Raw genomic sequence first — 19,083 nt, 5'->3', positions numbered from 1 at the left:
GGGGACAGTGAAACCATTTATACGACTACCCGAGCGTCTGCTGGTATGAGCGAGCCTACAGGCGACGACGCACCCACGAACGTACAGGCGGGGGACGGGTGGTCCGCCGTCATCGAGGATATGGAAGCGACCGCGACGGAGTACCGAGAGCGCGGGTGGACGACGCTTGAACTCCATCCCGGCGATTCGGTCCTCATCAACTCGGACCGTCGAACCGGCCTTGACGTCGTCCTCCCTGGCCCGGAGTTCGAGGAGTTAGAGTCGCTCGTCGACGATCGACAGTTTCGACATGTCGATGTGTTCCGGGCGGGGGGAGACGAACTGGTCTACCTCTTGGTCATCGAAGTCGCGCCCGAGAGCGAAACGGCCGTCTTTGTCCCCGCGTACTACGATCCGAGCCAGACAGCGGAGACGATCGAATCGATCAGAGAGGCGGGGACCGTGCGTCTCTTCTGCCGTCGGTTGAACGACGACACCGTGCGGTTCGTCCACGACGATCCGGCGCCGTTCCTCCCGGAACCAGTCGAGTGATCGGCGTCCCGCAAGCCGGGAGTGATCGCAGGGCGGTGAGTCCGGAGAGGCGAGCACGGGTAGGACGTACGAGTGGTGCGTGCTCGAACATCAACCGTCTTGTCGTTCGAGGAGGCGGTTCAGGGTGGCGCCTCTCGCAGTCGCGAGCGTCTCCGCTGCGTCCGTCGGAGAGTGAGACCCGTCGTGCGTCCGACGCAGTCACACTCGTTTATGAAAATACCGCCTCACAGGGCGGAAGTGAGCGTCAGTAGTCGCCGAGCACGCCGAGCCGCCGCGCGCGCCCCGTCGCGTACTGGAAGACGAGGTAGCCGCCGACCAGGTAGCCGACCGCGACCGCGGCGAGGAGCGCGAGGTCCGCGAGCGGGAACTCCCACAGCCGCACGCCGTCGACCATCACGCGCTGGAGCATGGCGCTGCCGTGCGCCAAGGGGAGCACCCGCGTCCACGGGAGGTCGAAGACGGGCGCGGAGATCAGCGCGACGAAGCCGAACTGGAGCAGGTTGAGCCAGTTCCCGATCCGCTTGTAGAGGACCGTCACCCCGCCCGCGGCAAAGCCGAGGCCGAGCACCGAGACGATCGACAGCCCCGCGACGACGACCACCGTCACGGGCGCGAGGCTGAGCCGCGTCCCGGTCGCGAGAAGCATCACCGCGAGGATCACGGCGCTCGTGAGGAACGTCCGTATCACCTTCGCGACCCCCTTCAGCAGCGCCACGGGCGCGAAGCCGAACGGCGTGGTGATGTGGCGTTCGAGGGTGCCCCACTGCACCTCGCTGCCGATGTCGTTCGACACCGACGAGTACGCGCCCACCGACAGCGTCCACAGGAAGTAGCCGACGACGATCCCCTCGATCGAGTCCGCGAGCGCCTGCCCCGCGAGCAGCTGGCCGCCGAGGAACAGCGCGGCGAAGAAGAACAGCGACACCACGATCCCCCCGATCGCGTTGGCCGGATACCGCACGAAGATCAGGAACTCCCGGTAGAGGACCGCCCGCGCGAGGTGGTAGTAGGTGGCCGGTCGAGGGTCGTCGTCGGCCCCGGACGCCGTCGCCGCCGACGCGTCCGCGGGCGGCGCGTCCCCGCTCACTGGGACGCACCCCCGAGCCCGGTCCCGGTGCGTTCGAGGAACACCTCTTCGAGGTCGGGCTGGACGGTCCGGATGTCCGAGACGGTGACGCCGGCCGCCCGGAGCGCGTCGGTCAGCTCGTACAGCCGGTCGCCGCCCGCAGCCACCGTCACCGCGGGCGGCTGCGCGTCGCGGTCGACGCCGACGATTTCGAACCGTTCGCGCAGCCCTCCGACCGTCTCCGCGTCGAGGTCCGGGCTGGCCACCCGCACCGAGTCGCTCTCGGCGGCGCCCAGCAGCGCCTCGACGGTGTCGTCCGCGACGATCCGGCCGTTCGAGAGCATGACGACGCGGTCGCACACCGCCTCGATCGTCGTCATGTCGTGGCTGCTGACGACGATGGTGAGCCCCTCCTCGGCCGCGAGCCGGCGCAGCTCCGCCCGGAGCGTCCGCGCGCTCTCGACGTCGAGCCCGAGCGTCGGCTCGTCGAGGAAGACGAGTTCGGCGCCGCCCGCGAGCACGCTCGCCAGCGACACCTTCTGTTTCATCCCCCGCGAGAGGTCGCGGACGGGCGTGTCGGCCTTGTCGGCGAGGTCGAGCCGGTCGAGCAGGCGGTCGTGGCGCGCCGCCACGGAGTCGGGATCGACCCCGCTGATCGTCGCGAAGTAGCGCAGGTTCTCCCGAACGGTGAGCCGCCAGTAGTCGTTGCGCGCGCCCTCTAACATGGCGTCCACGTCGGCGTACGCCGCCCGGCGGCCGTCGCGCACGTCGTTGTCGAACACCCGCACCGAGCCCGCGTCGGGGATGACGATGCCCAAGGCGCACTTGATCAGCGTCGTCTTGCCCGCGCCGTTCGGGCCGAGCAGGCCGACGACCGACCCGCGCTCGACGGTGAGGCTCACGTCGTCGACCGCGACGACCGCGTCGTCGCCGTCGCCGAACCGCTTCGTGAGCCCCTCGACCGCGAGGGCCGGGGGGCCGGGTCGGTCGTCGGGCGACTCCGCGTCGCCGTCCGCGTCCGTCTCGTCGCGCTCGCGGGGACCGCCGCGCGCGCTCGTCGCGCTCCGTGCCATCGGCTTCCGGTACGCGCCGACGCCGGATATATCCGCGCTCGCCGGCGACCCTCGGTGTGGACCTCGACCGCTTCGCCGCGGACGCCCCGGACGACGACGCGCCCGGCGACGCCCGCGTCTGCGTCGTCGCCACGCAGGAAGCGACGTTCGAGCGCTGTCGCACGGGCTTCTATCCCGCGCCGCGCTCGTACGACCGCACCCGCGCCGAGTTCGACTACATGGCCTTCTACCGTACTGCCCCGGTCTCTGCGGTCACGCACTACGCCCGCGTCGTCGGCCGGACCGAGCAGACGCGCGGGGATCCCGGACCGATGGACGAGAGCGACTGGGAGGCGCTCATCGACCCGTTCTCCGAGGAGCGCGTGGTCGTCGTCTTCGAGTTCGCCGACCCCGTGCCGTTAGAGCGCCCGGTCGAAAACGACCTGAACGGGGTGCGCGGCGCGTGGTACTGTACGGTCGCGGACCTGCGGGAGGCGGCGACGCTGTCGGGGCTACGCGACCGGTCCGAGACCTGATCCGCCGGCGGAGACCGCTGACTCCGCCAGTCTCTCCGGTAGCTGATAGCTCGGAACGGGCGTACCGATGGGGACGAACGCGTTACAGATCGAGAGACGGTGACCACTTCGGACGAATTTGGGAGAGAGTTCCCCCGCACCACCGCCCCGCCTCGGTGGAATTTATGTAAAAATTCTGAAAATACTCAAGTGGGGACGGGCCGTCGACCGAGGTGGAGCAATGACCCGACTACCTGGAGCGGACGACCCGCGGACGAGACGGAACTTCCTCGCCGGAACGGCGGCCGCGGCGGCCGTCGGTCTCGCCGGCTGTTCGAGCAACGACGGCGGCGACACCGCCGAGATGAACGAGAGCGACGACATGGACGGCGGCGACGAGACGGGGATGGAAAACGAGACGGACACCGAGAGCCCGGAGCCGACCGCGGCGCCGGACGTGCCGCTGTTGAACTACGCCCTGACGCTCGAACACCTCGAGAACGCCTTCTACCGCGAGGGGTTAGAGACGTTCGCCGACGACGAGCTGATGGGGGCCGACGTGCTCTCGCCGTTCGGCGAGCGCGTCCGGACGGAGGTGCCCGAGTACCTCCGGACCGTCGGCGCCCACGAAGCGGCGCACGTGGAGCAGCTCACGGAGACGGTCGAGACGCTCGACGGCGACCCCGTCGGCGAGGGGGAGTACGACTTCGGCTACGAGACGCCCAGCGAGTTCCTCGGCGTCGCTCAGGCGCTCGAAAACACCGGCGTCGCCGCCTACGCCGGCGCTGCACCGCAGATCGTGAACAACGACATCCTCGGGGCCGCGGCCGGCATCCACAGCGTCGAGGCCCGCCACGCGAGCTTCCTGAACCTCGTCAACGGCGACTCGCCGTTCCCCGCGGGTGTCGACGAGGCGAGTTCCATCTCCGAGGTGCTGGAGATCGCGGGCGACTTCGTCACGAGCGAGGTCGACCCGAGCGTGTACGAGGTGAGCGACGACCGGCCGACGCCCGACCGGAAGAGCGACGACGGGACGAGCGACGTCGACGTGTTGAACTACGCGCTCACGCTCGAACACCTCGAAAACGCCTTCTACCGGGGCGGCCGCGAGCGGTTCAGCGACGAGCAGATCATGAACGCGGACGCGCTCTCCGAGTTCGGCGACGAGGTGAAGTCGGTGCTGCCCGACCACCTGCGGACGGTGGGCGCCCACGAGGCGGCCCACGTCGACGCCATCGCGCAGACCGTCGAAGACCTCGGCGGCGACCCCGTCGCGGAGGCCACCTACGACTTCGGCTACGAGACGCCCAGCGAGTTCCTCGGCGTCGCCAAGGCGCTCGAGAACACCGGCGTCGCCGCCTACAAGGGGGCCGCGCCGTCCGTCTCCAGCGACGCCGTCTTCTCGGCCGCCATCGGCATCCACAGCGTGGAGGCGCGTCACGCGGCGCTGCTCAACGAGGTGAACGCGACCAGCCCGTTCCCGGCCGGCGTCGACGAGCCGCAGACGATGGACGAGGTCGTCGAGGTCGCGGGCCAGTTCATCGTCGAGGAGTGAGTCCCGCACGCCGAACGCGCCGTCCGTGATCGATCGTATCCGTGCGCCCGCGACTCACCCGAAAAATATCGATGGCCTTAGAACGGCACGCGACGGAGCGGTGAGCAATGGAGGCCGTCCTCTGGTACGTGCTCTCGGGCACGCGTGGCGGCCCAAACAGGGTGGCAATCTTGCGGGCGCTCCGCGAGCAGCCGCGGAATCCGAACCAGCTCGCGGACGCGCTGGACCTGAACTACGACACGATCCGCCACCACCTCGACGTGTTGGCGGACAACGGCGTCGTGCGGTCCAGCGGGGACGAGTACGGCGCGGTGTACTTACCCTCCGACACCGTCCGGGAGAACTGGGAGACGGTCGAGACGATCACGGAGCAACTCGAACAATGATGACACACACGACACGCGGGGGCGACCGATGACGCTCCTCTTCGATCTGGCACGCGTCGCCGCCGGGGTGAACGTCGTCCTGCTGCTGGTGCTGATATCGGTGTGGGGCCGCAACTACCTGGAGCTCCGCTCGAAGCACGCGCTCGGACTCCTGTTGTTCGCCGCGCTGCTCCTCGGCGAGAACGGGATCGCGCTGTACTACTACGTCGTCGACCCGACGCTGTCGGCGTGGTTCGACACGCAGGTGCCGGTGATCGTGTGGCGCGTGATGCTGCTGTTTCACGTCCTGGAAACCCTCGCGATCGGGTTCCTGACGTGGATCACGCTGGACTGAACGGGTCGGCACGCCGTTCGGCCGCTCGGGTTCCGGATCGTGGAGAACGTGACGCGGGGTTCGCGCCGCCGACGACGACCGCCGCGTTCGGGACGCAGTCGCTATCTGTCGCCGATCTTTTGAACGGTCTCACCTACCTCGACCACGCTCGGCATCATCCCCCGTCGGCGCGCACAGACGGCGTCGCGGCCGCGTCGACGCGGGCGATCCGGTCGTGTACGGCCGGCGGCGTCGCCGCGTACTCGGGGTGGAGACAGGCGAACAGCGCCTCTAACGAGTCGACGAGCCGGTGGCTCGGGCGGTTGAACAGCCCGTTGCCGTCGACCGCGTAGGCCCGGTCGGCCGCGACCGCCGTCAGGTCGCCGAAGCCCGACCGAGCGGCGAGGTCGGCGACCGCGTCGACGGCGCGGTCGCGGTCGAACCCGCAGGGCGCGACGACGAGCGCCTCCGGGTCGAACTCGCGTACGTCGTCCCACGCGACCGGCTCGGAGGGGCCGTCGGGCTGGAAAGAGGGGTCGCCGCCCGCGACCTCGACCATGTCGCGCACCCAGTGGCCGGCTCGGAGCGGCGGCTCGGTCCAGTCGAGGACGGCGGTTCGGGGACGGCCCTCGTCGGCGACGGCCCGCTCGGCGCGCTCGCGGACCGCGTCGACGCGCTCGCGGAGGTCGGCCCGGAGGTCGCCCGCGGCCGCCTCCGCGCCGACCGCGGCGCCGATGCGTTCCACGTCGTCGAGCGCGTCCTCGAACGAGTGCGGGTCGCAGGCGAGCACCTCGGGCGCGGGGTCGAGCCGCGCGGCGGCCGCGCGGACCTCGCTCGCGTCGACCGCGCAGACGTCGCAGGTCGCCTGCGTGACGAGCAGGTCGGGGTCGAGGGCCGCGAGGCGCTCCTCGTCGAGGTCGTAGACGGCGCCGTCGACCTCGCGCATCTGCTCGTCGATCTCGGCCGCCGAGCGGTCCGCGTGGGCGACGACCGTGCTCGTCAGCGTCGGCAGGTCGCGAGCGGCCGGCGGGTGGTCGCAGCTGTGGGAGACGCCGACCGGCTCGACGCCGAGGGCGAACAGCGTTTCCGTGGCGGAGGGGAGCAGCGAGGCGACGCGCATGGCCGGAGTAAGGCGCTCGGCGGCCTAAAGTGAGGGGTTCGGTCTCGTTAGCTACCGGGCGCTATCGGGCGGGGAGCCAACCGAGAACGGGCCGCGCGACCGCGTAGCCGACGTAGCACAGGACGCCGAACGCCAGCGCGAACGACGCCGTGCGGAACCACGTCGCCGTCGGGGCGCCGAGCGTGTTCAACAGCGTAACCGCGAGCAGCGTGCTCACGAGGAGGAACCGAGCGTCTCGCGTCTCCATGTCCGGCCGTACCGCTCGTCGCGTTCAAAAGTCTCCTGCTCCCAAGAGCGGCGGCGGCAGGGGAGCGGTCACTCCCCGATCGCGTCCGCGGTCGCCGTCGCGTACGCCGCCGCGAGGTCGGCGTTCGGCAGCGCGTCGAGCGCGGCCGCACACCCCCACCGAACGCGGTCGCGGCGGTCGCCGGCGGGCAGCTTGTTCGTCGCCACCGTCTCCGCGGTGTCGAGCAGGGCGCGCGCGGTGTCGGCGTCGCCGCGCTCGGCGGCCGCGCCGGCCTCCGCGAGCAGCTGGGCGAGGCTCGCGCGCACGTCGTGCGGGACCTCGTCCGGGTCGGTCACGGGTCGGTCGCCCCTGACTCGGCGCCGCCGTCCGGCGCCGGCTCGCCCGCCAGCGTCGCGAAGACGAACTCGGTGCTGCTCCCCAGCGGGTCGGTTGCGGTCCGCGTCTCGACGTCAGCGAACCCGGCCGCCCGAAGCTGGTCGAGCGTGCGCTCGCGCCCGGGCGCGGAGAAGAACATCTCCCCGCCCATCCAGCCGCGCCGCACCGTCTCGAAGCTGCCGCTCGGCAGCGTCGCGAGGAGCCGGCCGCCCGGGCGGAGGACGCGCGCGAACTCGTCGTACACCGCCGGGTGGCGCTCGCGCGCGACGTGAAACACCGCGTGGTAGGCCGTGATCGCGTCGAAGCGGTCGGCCGCGAACGGGAGCGCGGACATCTCGCCGTGGACGAGCCGCGCGGCGGGAACGGTCTGGGCCGCGAGCTCCAGCCCGCGGCGGGAGACGTCGAGGCCGACGCTGCCGGGCGGGAGGTTCGCGAGGGTGCGAGCGCCGTCGCCACAGCCCACGTCGAGGACGAGCGGGTCGTCGCCGTCGGTCGCGTCCCGCGGGTCGCTCGCCAGCGCGTCGAGCAGGTCGTCGATCAGCGCCGCGTCTGAGCCGTCCGGGTCGCGCCGAGCGGCGTACGTCTCGGCGACCGCGTCCCACGCGCGGCGCACCTCGTTTCGATCCATACGGACGTGACGGGCGCGAGCGACATGATTGCTCGGGCGTCCCCGTCGGCGTCCGGATCGCTGCCGACTCGACCGGACCCGTCGTCCGGTCGGCGCTCGGGAATGTATGCCGGCGGGCCGCGAGGGCGACGCATGGAGCTTCTCCACACCTGTCTGAACGTGGCGGACGCGGACCGGACCGCCGACTGGTACGTCGACGAGCTCGGCTTCGAGCGCTCGTGGGAGTTCACGGTCGCCGACGGCGACACTCGCAGCGTGTACGTCGCGGACGAGAGCGGCGTCGAGCTCCAGCTGTCGGACACGCCGGGCGAGGAGCCGAGCGCGGACGGCGACCGCTACGACCACGTCGCCGTCGGCGTCGACGACGTTGACGCGGCGTTCGCGGACCTCGACCACCACGGCGTCGTGGAGGCGCCGACCGACCACCCGGAGGCCGGCGCGCGCGTCGCCTTCGTGGAGGACCCCGACGGCCGCGTCGTCGAGCTGATCGAGCCGCTCTGAACGGCCGTCTCGGGGATTCGAAAAAAGAGCGAGAGCGCGTTAGCCGTCGGCTCGGCGGACCGCGACGACGATGAGCAGCGCGACGACGACCGCGATCGCGACCGCGCCGAGCGTCCGGAGCGAGAACAGCCCCGGCTCCGCGACCGGCGCGTCGTCCGCGGCGACGGTCACCGTCTCCGTCGCGGTGTCCGTCTCGCCCGCGTCGTTCGTCACCGTGAGCGTCACCTCGTACTCGCCCGGCTCGGCGAACGACGCCTCGGTCGTGCTGCCGGCCGCGGCGTCGCCGTCGATCGACCAGTCGTAGGCGACGACCTCGCCGTACTCGTCGCTCGACTGAAGCCCCGACAGCGTCACCGCCTCGCCGGGGTCGAGCGTCTCGACCGGCACCGTGATCGCCGCGTCGGGCTCGCTCACCGCCGAGACGGCGAACGTCGAGAACCCGGGCGTCTCGGACTCCAAGACGACCGCGTCGCCGGTCTCCTCGACCACCGTCGTCTCTAAGCCCTGCCACTCGCCGTCGGCGAACCGCGAGAGCCGAAGGTCGCCGGGGTCGGCCTCGGCCGCCGCGACCCGGTCCGCGGAGATCCGCGCCCGGATCGTCGCCGGCGTGTCCGTCGCGGACTCCGGCACCGATATCTCGACAACCGACACCGAGGCGCCGGGCGCCGGGCCGGTCGTCTCCGGCGCGGACTCGTACTCGGCGACGCCGACCGCGCCCTCGACTGCGCCGTCGAAGGTGATCCCCTCGATAGGGGTCTGGCCGGTGAACGTCACCGAGCTCGTCCCGGTCGCCTCGTCGACCGCGGCCGTCGCCGTCTCCGCGCCGGTCGTCGACGCGCCCGCGGGCAGGTCGAGCACGTCGTCGACCGCCGGCGGGTCGGCCGGGCCCTCGCCGGGCGTCTCGCCGTCGTCGCCACCGGGTGCGCCGCCCGTGCCGCCGCCGGGTGTGCCGCCCGTGCCGCCACCGGGTGCGCCGCCCGTGCCGCCACCGCCAGGCGCGCCGCCCGTACCGGTGCCGTCATCGCCGTCGTCACCGTCACCGGGATCCGTCGGCGTATCGTCGCTCTCGTCGCCCGGGTCGGTCGGCGTCCCATCCCCGCCGTCGCCGTCGTCGGGCGGCGCCGGCGCTTCGGCGAGCGAGAGGTCGACTTCCTCGTTGGCGCCCGACTCCCACGCCGCCGTGCCGGCCTGCGAGTCGGCGACGCGGAACGTCACCTCGTCGGCCGGCCCCTCGACGGTGAGCTTCTCGTCGAAGGCGCCCGGGCCGCCGAACCGCCCCTCGGCGTCGGTCTCGATCGAATCGCGGACCTCGCCGTCGACGACCGCCTCGACGGTGACGCCGTCGAGCGGCTCGCCGTCGGCCGTCACCTGGCCGTAGTACGCCGCGGGCGTCGGCGGCGGACTGTCCTGCGCCGCCGCGCCGCTCACCGCGGCCCCGCTCGCGACGAGGCCGGCGACGAGCACCGCGAGCGCCGCGATCCCGAGCATGTGTCGGAAGTTCATGGATTAGTTCCCCTTGAGAGTGGTCTCCTCGTCGGACTGCGTCGGACCGACCGGAACCGCCGCGCCGAGTTCGCCGTCGTCGGTCGCGAACACCCAGTAGCCCTGGAACGGACCGACGGTCGTCGGGTTTATCTCGTCGGACCCGGCGAGCCGGTACGGCGTGCTCTTGTCGGCGGGGCCGCCGACCACGTTGACCACGGAGGCGACCTCGGTGGTCGAGACGCCGAACGCGTTACTCACGGTTCCGTTCGACGGCGCCGCGACGAAGTTCCAGCCGGCCTCCAGTTCGGTCGAGGTCATCTCCGGAATCTCGGAGTCGGCGTCGGCGTACTCGAAGGTGATCCGCTGGTCGGACTCATCCTCGTCGATCGTGACTGCGAACGCGTCGAGCGCGCTGATTCTCTGATCGGCGATGTCCTCGTTTCCGACCCAGTTCGTCCCGTTGTACGCGTAGACGGTGCCGTTGAAGTCACCGAAGACCTCGTCGACGGTCCCCTCGGTGGCCGCCGGGAACGCGACCGAGTGCGTGTCGCCGTCGGCGGGGATGACGAGGTCGTGCCCGAACTGCGTCGTCTCGCCGAGCGAGTCGGCGTCAACCTCGTCAGGTTCGACCGTCAGGAGCGGGTCGTAGGTGATTTCTCCGCCCTTCTGAGCCTCCTTGAACGTATCTGCGTCCGTGAGGAATTCGACATCGCTAAGATCGGTCCAGTAGTTCCCCGTTACGTCCAACTCGCCGTCCCCGGCCTTGTTTTCGATCGTCTCGACACCGTCGAAGGTGTTGAACCGGACCGTCTGAGCCCCGGGGTTGTCGCCTTCGACGCCGAAGCCGACGCCGTCAAGTTCGCCGCCGCTCGCGGAGAGTTCGTTGTTGCGGACGTCGGTCGTCGCGCCGCCGCGAGCGACCACGGCGAAGGAGTATCCGTCGCTCGCGACGTCGATGTCGCTGTCGCGGACCGTCGCGTCCGCACCAGCGTCGGCACTGACGCCGACGACGGCCGTGAGATTGTCAGCGGTCATCTCGCCGGTCCCGTCGATCGTCGCGTTCGTGATCGTCGCAGAGGCGTCGCTGCCGAATACTTCGATGGCGAGGCCCTCGCTGAACTCGGCTGATTCGACGGACAAGTCAACGGTAACGTCGGAGACCGTCACGTTCGACCCGGCCACGTTGACCGCGTTGTTTTCGGCCGCCGGGTTCGGGAACACGTCGCCGACTGAAGCGTTTATTCGAACCTCCGACAGTGTAGTCTCGTCGGCGTCCAGCGCGACGGACCCGTCAATCACGGTGTCGTCGCCCTGACCGACGAGAGTGACGTTCGGGGTCTCGACCGAGACGTTCTCAGCGTATATTCCGGGAACAAGCTTGACTGTCTCGTTTTCTGAAACGAGGTTCAGAGCGTCTTGAACGCTGTTGAGGACAATATTCCGGTCCTGCCCGTCGATCTCGACCGGGTGGAGGATCGCCCCTCGATCAAGATCGTTGTTCCCCGCAAAGACTGATAGGTTAATAGTCGCAGTCTTGTCTTCTACGAGGAACGCAGCGTCACTCACCGAGTTGTTCTCAAAGGTGACTGCCGGAGCACCACCGGCTTCGACGCCGATGCCGACGCCAACCGTCCTCGTCTCGGGGTTCGACCGGATGTTCGAGATGTTGTTTTGTGCGATGCTGATCTCGCTCGGGACCACGTCGTGGTTACCGGTTCCCCGCACGACGGCTCCGAACGCCCACGCGGTATCGCTCTCTCCGACATTGCGAACGACGTTATCACTAACATCCGCATTTTCAACGTTTCCTTGGACAGAAATGCCAGTGACGCCGCCCTTAGTAGACCGTCCAGAGACGTTCTCAATGAGGTTGTCAGCGACGATGACGTTGCGAACAACGTCGTCGGCATTACCGCCAAAGACGTTGATCGCGTCGACACCTTCCCATTCCGGGAGTCCGGCCGCGCCGAAGTCGCGAACGGCGTTGTTACGGACAGTGATGTTGTCCGCCGCGCCGCTCACCCTAAGTGCCTCCGCGCCGGCGTCAGTACTCGCATTGGGCGGGGTGACCGTCAGCCCGTCGAAAACAACTCCGTCTGCGGAGGCGACGACCTGTCCTTGGATCACGGCTTCGGATGTGCGGTCACTGTGGTCCCCCGGAATTCCGGCATTCGGGCCTTCAATAGATAGGTCTGCGGTATCAATCGTTACGTTTTCTAGGTACATGCCCTGGCGAACGACAATCGTATCGCCGGCCGCCGCTCCGTTGACGGCCGACTGGACGCTCATGTCGTCGGCGACCACGAACGGCCCGCCGAGCTCGGAGACGACGGCCGCGTCGGTTCCGGTACCGTCGTTCGTCGCCACGGCGGCGTCAACCGCGGTGGATTCGCTAGTGTAGAACCACTCGAACTGGTTAGCGACGTTTCGGTCGGGAGGCGTCGACGAGGTGTTCGCAGCGACCCGGTACTGGATGTTCCCCGGGTAGTCGATGTCGCCGATCAGGTCGTCCGACGACGCCTGCTCATAGAGCGGAAGCGGTTCATCGGCGTTGAGGTCGCCGTCGAACTCGATCCCGTACGAGCCGACGTCGTCGCCGAGCTGGTCGCTGAGCGCTCCGTCGGCGTAGATCGCGACGCCGCCCCACGAGTTGTTCGTCGTTGTGACGCCCGTGACCTCGGTGTCGGTCACGTCGGTGAACGCGATGCCGTTCCCGGAGACGGTGTCGGAGACGGTCACGGAGTCGATCGTTGCGTTCGTGACTGCGTTGAGATCAATGCCCGTCGATCCGCTATCCCTGACTTCGACGTTTTCGATCGTGAAGCCGTCGAGCCGACCCTCGCTCAGGTCGGCGCCGGAGACCTTGACCGCGTACGTCCCGGAGCCGGTGATTTCGAAGTTACTGAGGCGCACGTCGGCCGCCGTGACGCGGATTCCGTACCCGGTCGATTCGCTCTCGATTGTCGTGTCGCCGACGCCGACGATCTCGACGCCCGCCGTGTCGACGGTGAGCTGTCCCGACGGCGAGTACGTCTCGTCAACGAGTTCGAGCGTGTCGCCCGGCGAGAGGGCGTCGCTGCTCAGGGCCTCCTGGATCGTCTGGAAGTTCGTCCCGTTTCCTTGCCCGACTTCGTAGGTCGTGCTACCGTCGTTCTGCGCCACCGCGCTGCCCGCGAAGCCGGCGCCGACCGCGACCATCGACACCACCATGATCGCGGCCAGCGCGACCGCGCGTACCTGCTCCCGCGTCATACCGGCTCCTCCGTCGACTGTGCGAATCGATAGCGTGCGTGTGTCGCTGTCATGATGTCGGACTCCGTACTGGAGATACCGATATCACGTCCCCTACGGACCTTGTATTTCGCCGACTGAACGGCTTCGGGAAACGCCTGAATGGTACTTCAGGCCACGCCTGAAAGCCGCGTACACCGCTCTGAGGCCGGATCTCTGAATCGGGTTTACGCGACGCGGGCGACGGAGCTGTCGCTCACGAGACGACGACACGCGAAAGAAACGTCGGGGTTCGAGGCGGGGTCGTGCCCGACCGCGTCAGTCGTCGGCCGGGGCGCGCGGCTCCGCCGGGGGCTCGGACTCCTCCGTCTCGTCCGCCGGCTCGTCGACCGCGTCGACGCCGGGGGTGTCGTCGAGCTCGTCCGCCTCTTCGGACCGGTGACGCGCCTGGACCTCCTCCCAGGTCATCGCCTCGTCGTGATGGTGACACATGACAACTATCAACACGGGCTGGACGCATCTAAATGTTACGTCGAATCTGTCGAAAGAGGGTCTCTGAGCCGGCCTACGCGTCGTCGTGGGGTTTGACGAGCACCTTGATCGCCTCCCGCTCGTCCATCATGCGGTAGCCCTCGGCGACCTCGTCGAGACCGACCGTCTCGGTGAAGATCGGCGCGGGGTCGAGCGTCCCCTGAAGCACGTCGGCCATCAGCTCCTCGGCGTACGCGCGGACGGGAGCGACGCCGCCCGCGAGCGTCACGTTGTCGCCGAACATGCCGAACACGTCGAGGCCCTCGTCTTCGACGCCGTAGGGGACGCCGACGTACCCGATCGTCCCGCCGGGGCGGACCGCGTCGATGGCGGTGTTCATCGCGCTCGCGGCGCCGACGCACTCCATCACGTGGGTCGGCCCGCCGTGGGTGAGTTCGCGGATCCGCTCGACGGCGGCCTCGCCGCGCTCGGAGACAGTCTCGGTGGCGCCGAACTCCTCGGCGAGGTGGAGCCGGTCCTCGTGGTGGCCGACCGCGACGATGCGCTCGGCGCCGAGTCGGCGGGCTGCGAGCACGCCGCAGAGCCCGACCGCGCCGTCGCCGATGACGGCCACGGTCGACCCCTCGTCGACGCCCGCGCTGACGGCGGCGTGGTGGCCGGTGCCCATGACGTCGGTGAGCGGGAGCAGCGAGCGGAGCGCGTCCTCGTCGTCGGCGTACCGGTCGGGCACGCGGACGAGCGTGCCGTCGGCGTGGGTCGAGCGGACGTACTCGCCCTGGCCGCCGCCGTTGTCGCCGCCCCACGAGTCGCCGTTCTCACAGGAGGTGTGGAGCCCCTTCCGGCAAAACTCGCACTCGCCACAGGAGATCGCGAAGGGGGCGAGCACGCGGTCTCCGGGCGCGACCGAGGTCACGTCGTCGCCGACTTCTTCGACGATCCCCATCGGCTCGTGGCCGACCGGAGAGCCCGCGTCGCGGTCGCTGTCGCCGCGGTAGAACCAGAGGTCCGAGCCGCAGATCGCGGTGTGGGTGACGCGGACGATCGCGTCCGTGGGCGCCTCGATCTCGGGGCGCGGTCGCTTTTCGACGCCGATGTCGCCGGGTCCGTTGAAGACGGCTGCGCGCATGGCTCCGCTACCGTCGCGCGCGACAAAAATGAGCGGGTGTCGGAAGCCGACCGGAACCGGACCGGCTCGCCCGGTCGCGGCGGTCCGGTCGGCAGGGCGGGCGACCGGTCAGGCGGCCGTGCCGTTCGTCGGCGGCTGCTCGCCGCCCGGCGGCGTCGGGCCCGTCGACCCGCCCGCGCCGGGCGGCGTCCGGTCGTTCGTCACGAGGAAGTCGGCCAGGTTCCCGATCAGCGCGTCGTTGTCCGCGCGTCGGGCGTTCTCCGGCGACAGGAAGTCGCCGTCGCCGATCATCACGACCTCGTCGTTGCGCACGAGGAGCGGCGCCTCGGTCGCCTCGCGGGTCGTGGAGAGCTCGCTACCCTCGATCGGGCGCAGCACCTCGCTGCCGCCGACGGCCGTGCCGACCGGGGTCGCCGACGGGAACACCGCGCGGTCGACGCCCTCGGTCAGGACCGAGTCGCCGGTCGCCTCGGCGTACACGCGCTGGTAGTTCAGGTCGTTCTCGTCCATGTTGTACACGTAGCCGGGCCGGGTCGTGACGTCGAGCGTCGCGTCGAGCGACGCGGCGCCGGGCTGGGAGTACGCCGCGTCGGGCTCGGTGGCGAGCACGACGTGGCCGCCGGACTCGACGAACGACTCGATCTCGTCGAGCTGCTCCGGCTCGTAGTCCGTCCGGAACGTCACGAACGCGTCGGCCTCGGCGAGCCGCTCGCCGAGCTGCGTCGGCCGGTCGGCGCCGGGCCGCGCGGGCGGTCGGCGCTGGTCCGGGTCGGGCACGTACACGCCCACCTCGTGGCCGTTCTCGATGAGCGCGTTCGCGAGCGGTCTGATGTCCCGGTCGTCGACGCCGCCGCCACCGAGCCCGAGGAGGCTGATGGGGAGCGCCGGACCGGGTCCGCCCGCCTCGACGCCGGGGTCGACGAGGACGGTCTGGGACGCCGCCGAGGCGTCCATCTCGACGGTCGCCTGGCCGGGGTCGTCGTCGACGACGAGGTCGTCGTCAAGGAAGTGGTCGTTCTGTATCTCCGGGGCGGGCGCTGCGCCGTCGGCGGTCGCGAAGCCGACGGCCGCGGCGCCGCCGAGGACGGCCGCGAGGGTCACGACGAACGCGACCGCGAGGGTTGCGACGCGGTTCACGCGCCGACACCCCCGTTGAGCCGCGCCGTCTCGTTGCCGGTCGCCGTCCGCTCCGTCGACGCCGCGCCGGCGTCACGGAGGTCGGGCTCGGAGAAGCGCTCGATCGTGTCCACGTGCGGCACGGCGGGCGTGTAGACGTACGTCGAGGGCATCGGCTTCACCTCGGCGTACCCGGGGTCGTTCGCGTGGATCGCGACGAGCCCGGAGTCGGTGCGGACGAGGAAGGGGATCCCCGAGAGGCCCCCCGTCTCCCGCGTGTCGACCGTGTACTCGCCGAGATTCTCCTCGGTGGCCGCCGCGTGGATCGCCTCGTTGAGCGAGCCGATCTCGTCGGCGAAGCCGTTGTTGACGGCCTCGGTGCCGAGGTACGTGTCGGCCTTCGCGACCTCCTCGCGGGGCATCTGGAACTCCTCGCCCCGTTCCGCCATCATCGCGTTGATGAACGTGTCCGCGAGCGTCTCCTGTTCGGCCCACGCCTGGGTGGGGTTGCTGCCGGCCTTGTCGGGGCCGCTCGGACCGAAGGGCGCCGAGCGGGCCGACGGCGCAGGGGCGTTCAGCCCGATGCTGCCGACCGTCGAGGTCGGCATCACGTAGATTTCGTCGGCGGGCGCCATCGCGTAGTAGCCGCCAGAGGCGCTGATCGACTGGACGCTCGCGATGACGGTCATGTCCTGGCTCGTCCGCTGGACCGCCTTGTACATCCGCTCGGAGGCGACGGGCGCGCCGCCGGGCGTGTCCAGCTTGAGGACGACCGCGCCCACGGAGTCGTTAGCGCGGATGTCCGCCAGTTCGCTCTCGACGTCGTCGGCGAGGGCCGTGTTGACGGGCCCCTCGATCTCGACGACGGCAACTGTGTCGTTCGGGTCGTTGGTCGCCGCGTACACGCTCGGAGCGAGCACGGCGCCGACCAGAGCCGCGGCCAACACGACGACAGCCACCTGCTGTCGCGACGTGAGGGCCGTGGAGGGCTTGTCTAATGACATCGCCGTCTTATACGATCGACAACTGTATGATAAAAACAACGACTCCGGGACGACGACGCCGCGAGCGACGGGGGCGAGACGGGTGGGCGAACCCGACGCGAGGCCGGGAAGCGATCGCGCCCGTCGCCTACGGCTCCAAGACGACTCGGAACCGCGCCTCGTTGTCGGCCATCCGGTCGTACGCCGCGGCGACATCGTCGAGCGCGAACGTCTCGATCTCCGGCGCGATGTCGCGCAGGGCGCTGAACTCCAGCGTGTCCTGCGAGTCGCGGGCGTGCCCCGAGCCCCACCCCTCGACGGCGCCCCGCGTCCCGACCAGCTGCTGGGTGTCGACCGACACCGGCTCGCCGGGGATCCCGGCGACGATCACCGAACCGTCGATCCCGAGCCCACCCACGACCGACTCGATGGCGTCGCTCGCGGGGGCAGTCGTGAGGACGACGCTCGCGCCGCCCAGCTCCGAGAGCCGCGCGGCCGGGTCCGACTCCGCGGCGTTCACGAAGTGGTCGGCCCCGAGGTCCCTCGCGAGCGGCTCCTTCTCGGGGGTACGCGAGATCGCGACCGCCTCGTAGCCGGCGGCGTGCGCGTACTGGACCGCGAGGTGACCGAGCCCGCCGACGCCGACGACGGCGACGAGGTCGCCGGCGCGGGCGTCGGAGTTACGCAGGGCGTTGTAGGTGGTGATCCCGGCGCAAAGCAGCGGGGCGGCGTCGACAGCGTCGAGGCCGTCCGGGATCGCCGCCAGCGCCTCGGCGGGGACGGTGGCGTACTCGGCGTAGCCGCCGTCGAACGTGAGCCCGGTGATCTCGGCATTCTCGCACTGAAGGAACTGCCCGCGGCGACACGGCTCGCAGGTGAAACAGTGGCCGCCGTGCCACCCCGCGCCGACGCGCTCGCCCGGCTCCCACGCGTCGACATCGGCGCCGACCGCGTCGACGCGCCCGGCGATCTCGTGGCCGGGGACGCGCGGGTAGTCCACGCCGGGATAGCCGCCCTCGACGACGAACTCGTCGCTGCGGCAGATCCCGCACGCCTCGACGGCGACCCGGACCTCGCCGGGGTCCGGTTCCGGCACGTCGCGCTCCACGAGTTCGAACTCGGCTCCGGGCTCCGGCACGACCGCGGCACGCATGGTGTCCGTCATCGGAACACGCTCCGGTCGAGGCGATTAAGAAGCTGACGCCGGCGGCGATACGACCGGTCGGCAGCGGGGGGCGTCAGCCCTCAGATCCCGCCGCCCGCCATCGCGAACAGCGCGACGGAGATGACCGCGAACAGGCCGCCGACGCCGGCCTTGATCGTCCCCGTGTCGAGCGCGGTCGAGACGTACGGCGCGATCTGGCCGCCGAGCGTCGTCGCCGGGACCGTCCAGACGACCATGTTCCACGGGGTCGTCGCCAGGTCCATCGTGTGGCCGCCGACCAGCCCGCCGCCGAACACGTGGACCACGGAAGCCAGCACGGCCGTCGTCGCGACGACGATGTGGTTCGTGCCGATGGCGACCCGGACCGGGACCTGCGTGCGGAGCATCGAGATGATCCCGAGCTCGCCGATCCCGAAGCCGGCGAGCCCCTGGAACACGCCGCCGACGCTGTAGTTGAGGAACCGTTCGAGGTAGCCGCCGCGGGAGTAGGTATAGTCGTCGCCGTCGCGGTCGACGCGCGTGACGGTGCCGGAGTCGTCGGTGTCGACACCCGCGGGGCCGAGCTTGTTGTCGTCGTCCGGGAGGTCGGGCGCCGACCCGCCGTCGGTCGCGACCTCCTCGTCGTCCGCGCCCTCGGTCGGGTCGCCGTGGCCCAGGTTGGCCTTGAACAGCAGGTACGACGCCGCCAGCAGCGCGATCCCGAGCAGGGCGTGGAACAGTGGCTCGGGGATGACGAACGAGAGGAGCGCCCCACCGACGACGAAGGGGACGCCGCCCAGCACGAGCGACAGCGAGAGCCGCCGGTCGACGAGCCCGTACTGGATGAAGGCGAGCGACGAACTCGACAGCCCGAACGACTCGCTGATGAGCCCGATCTTCACCAGCGTCGTCGGCTCCAGGGGGTACGCGACCAGCGGGAAGACGAAGATGAGGAACGGCACGAACAGCGCCGACCCGCTGATCCCGACGGTGTTGACGATGGTGGCGCCGGTGACGAACGCCAGGAACAGCCACCAGTACTCGGTCCAGTAGTCGACGCCGGCGTCGGCCGGCGTCGGCGCGAAGGCGTACACCCCCGCGACGAACAGGAGCGGGGCGAGGAACACGAAGACGTGTTGGTAGCGCAGAAAGGCGCGCTGGAGATCGCTCGAGAGTGACGTGCTCATTGAGGCGTGGAACGCGAATTACGTGGGGTA

The 19,083-nt window shown here is 70.1% G+C and carries 20 protein-coding genes; 6 read left to right on the top strand and 14 right to left on the bottom strand.

From position 1 onward, the window contains the following. Nucleotides 1–45 precede the first annotated feature (45 nt). Complete coding sequence (locus EXE48_RS04035; RefSeq protein ID WP_053772500.1) at nt 46–531, top strand: DUF7529 family protein; 486 nt, start codon at nt 46–48, stop codon at nt 529–531. A gap of 244 nt (nt 532–775) precedes the next feature. On the opposite strand, the gene EXE48_RS04030 is transcribed toward EXE48_RS04035, so the two are convergent. Beyond that, a complete protein-coding gene (locus EXE48_RS04030; RefSeq protein ID WP_053772499.1) occupies nt 776–1,618 on the bottom strand; it encodes an ABC transporter permease in 843 nt (280 codons plus the stop codon). Further along, complete coding sequence (locus EXE48_RS04025; RefSeq protein WP_137710775.1) at nt 1,615–2,670, bottom strand: ABC transporter ATP-binding protein; 1,056 nt, start codon at nt 2,668–2,670, stop codon at nt 1,615–1,617. Before EXE48_RS04025 ends, EXE48_RS04030 begins: the two co-directional genes overlap by 4 nt. A gap of 56 nt (nt 2,671–2,726) precedes the next feature. Between EXE48_RS04025 and EXE48_RS04020 the strand changes: the two genes are divergently transcribed. The 4 genes from EXE48_RS04020 to EXE48_RS04005 all read left to right on the top strand — a co-directional run bounded on the left by EXE48_RS04020 (nt 2,727) and on the right by EXE48_RS04005 (nt 5,439). Next, nucleotides 2,727–3,185, top strand: coding sequence for a DUF8743 domain-containing protein (locus EXE48_RS04020; RefSeq protein ID WP_137707727.1), 459 nt, complete (start codon nt 2,727–2,729; stop codon nt 3,183–3,185). 220 nt (nt 3,186–3,405) lie between these two features. Next, on the top strand, nt 3,406–4,719 hold the full coding sequence (locus EXE48_RS04015) for a ferritin-like domain-containing protein (RefSeq protein ID WP_137707728.1): 1,314 nt from the start codon (nt 3,406–3,408) through the stop codon (nt 4,717–4,719). 107 nt (nt 4,720–4,826) lie between these two features. Continuing rightward, a complete protein-coding gene (locus EXE48_RS04010) occupies nt 4,827–5,105 on the top strand; it encodes a winged helix-turn-helix domain-containing protein (protein ID WP_137707729.1) in 279 nt (92 codons plus the stop codon). 28 nt (nt 5,106–5,133) lie between these two features. Next, nucleotides 5,134–5,439, top strand: coding sequence for a DUF8036 family membrane protein (locus EXE48_RS04005; RefSeq protein ID WP_137707730.1), 306 nt, complete (start codon nt 5,134–5,136; stop codon nt 5,437–5,439). Nucleotides 5,440–5,593: 154 nt separating this feature from the next. Here the strand turns inward: EXE48_RS04005 and EXE48_RS04000 are convergent, their stop codons facing one another. From EXE48_RS04000 to EXE48_RS03985, 4 genes are all read right to left on the bottom strand, one after another. Next, nucleotides 5,594–6,538 carry an ABC transporter substrate-binding protein gene (locus EXE48_RS04000; protein ID WP_137707731.1) on the bottom strand — a complete coding sequence of 315 codons (945 nt, stop codon included), beginning with the start codon at nt 6,536–6,538 and terminating at the stop codon, nt 5,594–5,596. A gap of 61 nt (nt 6,539–6,599) precedes the next feature. Further along, nucleotides 6,600–6,785: a hypothetical protein gene (locus tag EXE48_RS03995; protein ID WP_137707732.1), complete on the bottom strand. Its 186-nt coding sequence runs from the start codon at nt 6,783–6,785 to the stop codon at nt 6,600–6,602. Nucleotides 6,786–6,853: 68 nt separating this feature from the next. After that, a complete protein-coding gene (locus EXE48_RS03990) occupies nt 6,854–7,120 on the bottom strand; it encodes a DUF8101 family protein (RefSeq protein WP_137707733.1) in 267 nt (88 codons plus the stop codon). Beyond that, nucleotides 7,117–7,788: a class I SAM-dependent methyltransferase gene (locus EXE48_RS03985; RefSeq protein WP_053772494.1), complete on the bottom strand. Its 672-nt coding sequence runs from the start codon at nt 7,786–7,788 to the stop codon at nt 7,117–7,119. Before EXE48_RS03985 ends, EXE48_RS03990 begins: the two co-directional genes overlap by 4 nt. A 132-nt stretch (nt 7,789–7,920) precedes the next feature. On the opposite strand from EXE48_RS03985, the gene EXE48_RS03980 reads away from it, so the two are divergent. Further along, complete coding sequence (locus EXE48_RS03980) at nt 7,921–8,289, top strand: VOC family protein (RefSeq protein ID WP_053772493.1); 369 nt, start codon at nt 7,921–7,923, stop codon at nt 8,287–8,289. A gap of 39 nt (nt 8,290–8,328) precedes the next feature. Here the strand turns inward: EXE48_RS03980 and EXE48_RS03975 are convergent, their stop codons facing one another. The 8 genes from EXE48_RS03975 to EXE48_RS03945 form a co-directional block, all read right to left on the bottom strand. Next, the gene (locus EXE48_RS03975) at nt 8,329–9,792 is read right to left on the bottom strand and encodes a PKD domain-containing protein (protein ID WP_137710774.1); all 1,464 of its coding nucleotides are present in this window, start codon (nt 9,790–9,792) and stop codon (nt 8,329–8,331) included. A gap of 3 nt (nt 9,793–9,795) precedes the next feature. Continuing rightward, nucleotides 9,796–13,026, bottom strand: a complete 3,231-nt coding sequence (locus EXE48_RS03970; RefSeq protein WP_137710773.1) for a right-handed parallel beta-helix repeat-containing protein — start codon at nt 13,024–13,026, stop codon at nt 9,796–9,798. 297 nt (nt 13,027–13,323) lie between these two features. Next, nucleotides 13,324–13,497 (bottom strand): hypothetical protein, encoded by a 174-nt coding sequence (locus tag EXE48_RS18685; RefSeq protein ID WP_167551917.1) that lies wholly within the window; start codon nt 13,495–13,497, stop codon nt 13,324–13,326. A gap of 73 nt (nt 13,498–13,570) precedes the next feature. Continuing rightward, complete coding sequence (locus EXE48_RS03965) at nt 13,571–14,623, bottom strand: zinc-dependent alcohol dehydrogenase family protein (RefSeq protein ID WP_053772490.1); 1,053 nt, start codon at nt 14,621–14,623, stop codon at nt 13,571–13,573. Nucleotides 14,624–14,731: 108 nt separating this feature from the next. Beyond that, nucleotides 14,732–15,760 (bottom strand): DUF4350 domain-containing protein, encoded by a 1,029-nt coding sequence (locus tag EXE48_RS03960; protein WP_137710772.1) that lies wholly within the window; start codon nt 15,758–15,760, stop codon nt 14,732–14,734. After that, a complete protein-coding gene (locus EXE48_RS03955; protein WP_053772563.1) occupies nt 15,757–16,743 on the bottom strand; it encodes a S49 family peptidase in 987 nt (328 codons plus the stop codon). The genes EXE48_RS03960 and EXE48_RS03955 overlap by 4 nt, the downstream gene beginning before the upstream one ends. A gap of 127 nt (nt 16,744–16,870) precedes the next feature. Continuing rightward, nucleotides 16,871–17,875 carry an alcohol dehydrogenase gene (locus tag EXE48_RS03950; RefSeq protein ID WP_137710883.1) on the bottom strand — a complete coding sequence of 335 codons (1,005 nt, stop codon included), beginning with the start codon at nt 17,873–17,875 and terminating at the stop codon, nt 16,871–16,873. Nucleotides 17,876–17,967: 92 nt separating this feature from the next. After that, complete coding sequence (locus EXE48_RS03945) at nt 17,968–19,053, bottom strand: sulfite exporter TauE/SafE family protein (protein ID WP_053772488.1); 1,086 nt, start codon at nt 19,051–19,053, stop codon at nt 17,968–17,970. Nucleotides 19,054–19,083 lie beyond the last annotated feature (30 nt).

Source organism: Halorubrum sp. ASP1, from assembly GCF_005435135.1.
Classification (GTDB): Archaea; Halobacteriota; Halobacteria; order Halobacteriales; family Haloferacaceae; genus Halorubrum; species Halorubrum tropicale.
This window is presented reverse-complemented; position numbering and strand designations above follow the sequence as displayed.